The organism is Aquimarina celericrescens, from assembly GCF_042682765.1.
Taxonomy (GTDB): domain Bacteria; phylum Bacteroidota; class Bacteroidia; order Flavobacteriales; family Flavobacteriaceae; genus Aquimarina; species Aquimarina celericrescens.
Map to the genome: position 1 here is coordinate 2,501 of NZ_JBHUHY010000026.1, position 3,199 is coordinate 5,699.

The following is a 3,199-nucleotide window of genomic DNA, read 5'->3' on the forward strand; positions in this document are numbered from 1 at the left end:
TTAACCTCGCTAGTAAAAGTAACTCGTAGGCTCATTATGCAAAAGGCACGCCGTCAGTCCAATGGACCTCCGACCGCTTGTAAGCGTATGGTTTCAGGATCTATTTCACTCCCTTATTCAGGGTTCTTTTCACCTTTCCCTCACGGTACTGGTTCACTATCGGTCTCTCAGGAGTATTTAGCCTTATGGGATGGTCCCCACTAATTCACACAGGGTTACACGTGCCCCGCGCTACTCAGGATACTACTAAAATTATGATCTTTACTTGTACCAGGCTATCACTGTCTATGGCTCCTCTTTCCAAAGGATTCTAATTCATTACATAATCTCTATTGTAGTCCTATAACCCCTGCCTTGCCGTAACAAAACAGGTTTGGGCTGGTCCGCGTTCGCTCGCCACTACTAACGGAATCACTATTGTTTTCTTCTCCTCCGGGTACTTAGATGTTTCAGTTCTCCGGGTTTGCCTCCTATAAAGGATGACATGTCTTCAACATGCCGGGTTGCCCCATTCGGATATCTGCGGATCAATTTGTATGTGCCAATCCCCGCAGCTTTTCGCAGCTTATCACGTCCTTCTTCGCCTCTGAGAGCCTAGGCATTCCCCATACGCCCTTAATTAGCTTATGCGTCTTTGCTTACTTGTCTGCCTAATGGCAGATAACTTGCTCTTTTTAATGTATCGATAATAACAAAGTAACTAAGTTATTATCGATCTTTTTTATCACATACTAAATGTATGTGCTCGTATTTCTTACTATCAATATGTCAATGAACGTTCTAATAGTAGTGAGATTTTAGTAGTGAGTAGTTAGATGTCTTTTAACAAAACATCTCATTACTCAATACTTAGTACTCAATACTAATCTATTGTGGAGAATACCGGAGTCGAACCGGTGACCTCCTGCGTGCAAGGCAGGCGCTCTAGCCAGCTGAGCTAATTCCCCATTATTTGAAATCCTGAATTACGAATTTAGAATTACGAATAATGTGACTTAAACTCTATCTTCTAGAATTTCCTTTGCAATACTTGTCCTGAACTTGTGTCAGGATCTCTTTAATGAACTTTTTAATTAGTACGAAGTAATTAATACTAAGCTTTTTTTTCTTAATACTCTCTACTCTATACTAAGTACTTAACGTAGTCTCAGGCAGACTCCCTTCGATACAGTGCTTATGCACTTACTCAGGATAAACCTCTCGCCTTTCTTCGACTTGTAGTCTCAGGCAGACTCGAACTGCCGACCTCTACATTATCAGTGTAGCGCTCTAACCAGCTGAGCTATGAGACTTCTTTATAGTAGTGAGTAATTAGTATTGAGTAGTTAGATAACATCTAAAAACTTATACTTAATAACTTAATACTCTGTACTCATTACTAACTTAATTAATCGACAGCTAAAAGACTAAAAACATTACTACAGATACATTCCATCGTATCATCTTTAGGATTCCCCTTTTTAAAAAAAGGAAAACTCTAGAAAGGAGGTGTTCCAGCCGCACCTTCCGGTACGGCTACCTTGTTACGACTTAGCCCCAGTTACCAGTTTTACCCTAGGCCGCTCCTTAACGGTGACGGACTTCAGGTACCCCCAGCTTCCATGGCTTGACGGGCGGTGTGTACAAGGCCCGGGAACGTATTCACCGGATCATGGCTGATATCCGATTACTAGCGATTCCAGCTTCACGGAGTCGAGTTGCAGACTCCGATCCGAACTGTGATAGGCTTTATAGATTCGCTCCTGGTCACCCAGTGGCTGCTCTCTGTACCTACCATTGTAGCACGTGTGTGGCCCAGGACGTAAGGGCCGTGATGATTTGACGTCATCCCCACCTTCCTCGCGGTTTGCACCGGCAGTCTTGCTAGAGTTCCCGACACTACTCGCTGGCAACTAACAACAGGGGTTGCGCTCGTTATAGGACTTAACCTGACACCTCACGGCACGAGCTGACGACAACCATGCAGCACCTTGTAATCTGTCCGAAGAAAAAGCTGTCTCCAGCCCTGTCAGACTACATTTAAGCCCTGGTAAGGTTCCTCGCGTATCATCGAATTAAACCACATGCTCCACCGCTTGTGCGGGCCCCCGTCAATTCCTTTGAGTTTCATTCTTGCGAACGTACTCCCCAGGTGGGTTACTTATCACTTTCGCTTAGCCACTCAAACCGAAGTCCGAACAGCTAGTAACCATCGTTTACGGCGTGGACTACCAGGGTATCTAATCCTGTTCGCTACCCACGCTTTCGTCCCTTAGCGTCAATTAATTGTTAGTGATCTGCCTTCGCAATCGGTATTCTGTGTAATATCTATGCATTTCACCGCTACACTACACATTCTAACCACTTCACAATAATTCAAGACCTACAGTATCAATGGCAATTTTACGGTTGAGCCGCAAACTTTCACCACTGACTTATAAGCCCGCCTACGGACCCTTTAAACCCAATGATTCCGGATAACGCTTGGATCCTCCGTATTACCGCGGCTGCTGGCACGGAGTTAGCCGATCCTTATTCGTAGAGTACCGTCAAAACACTACACGTAGTGCACATTCTTCCTCTATAAAAGCAGTTTACAACCCATAGGGCAGTCTTCCTGCACGCGGCATGGCTGGATCAGAGTTGCCTCCATTGTCCAATATTCCTCACTGCTGCCTCCCGTAGGAGTCTGGTCCGTGTCTCAGTACCAGTGTGGGGGATCTCCCTCTCAGGACCCCTATCTATCGTTGCCTTGGTATGCCGTTACCATACCAACTAGCTAATAGAACGCATAGCCATCTCTAACCAATAAATCTTTAATCAATCAATGATGCCATTAATCGATACCATGGAGTATTAATCCAAATTTCTCTGGGCTATCCTCCAGTTAAAGGTAGGTTCTATACGCGTTACGCACCCGTGCGCCGGTCGTCATCTTTGTGCAAGCACAAAATGTTACCCCTCGACTTGCATGTGTTAAGCCTGCCGCTAGCGTTCATCCTGAGCCAGGATCAAACTCTTCATCGTTTGTCTTTAAATATGTTCTAAAAACAACACAACGGAATTTTAATTCGTATCTCAGTAAATGATTCTAGTCTTTTAATTCTTACATGTAATAAATACTAATAAAAGTATCTAATACGCGCTGTCAATCAATATATCAATGAACTTGTATCGTAAATTAAACCACTATCAATAGCCAATCTACTACCGTAATTAC

General features: G+C 44.0%; 2 tRNA genes and 2 rRNA genes (1 of these 4 only partly in view). All 4 read right to left on the reverse strand.

Annotation, left to right across the window (positions count from 1 at the left end):
• Positions 1–630: ribosomal RNA gene (locus ACFSJT_RS17910) — 23S ribosomal RNA — on the reverse strand (it extends 2,190 nt beyond the left edge of the window).
• Between the two features lie 243 nt (positions 631–873).
• Positions 874–947 (reverse strand) — tRNA-Ala (locus tag ACFSJT_RS17915).
• A 271-nt stretch (positions 948–1,218) separates the two neighbouring features.
• A tRNA-Ile gene (locus tag ACFSJT_RS17920) sits at positions 1,219–1,292 on the reverse strand.
• Positions 1,293–1,481: 189 nt separating this feature from the next.
• Positions 1,482–3,006 (reverse strand): 16S ribosomal RNA (locus tag ACFSJT_RS17925).
• The 16S and 23S rRNA genes sit together here with 2 tRNA genes alongside, the layout of an rRNA operon.
• Between the last annotated feature and the right edge of the window lie 193 nt (positions 3,007–3,199).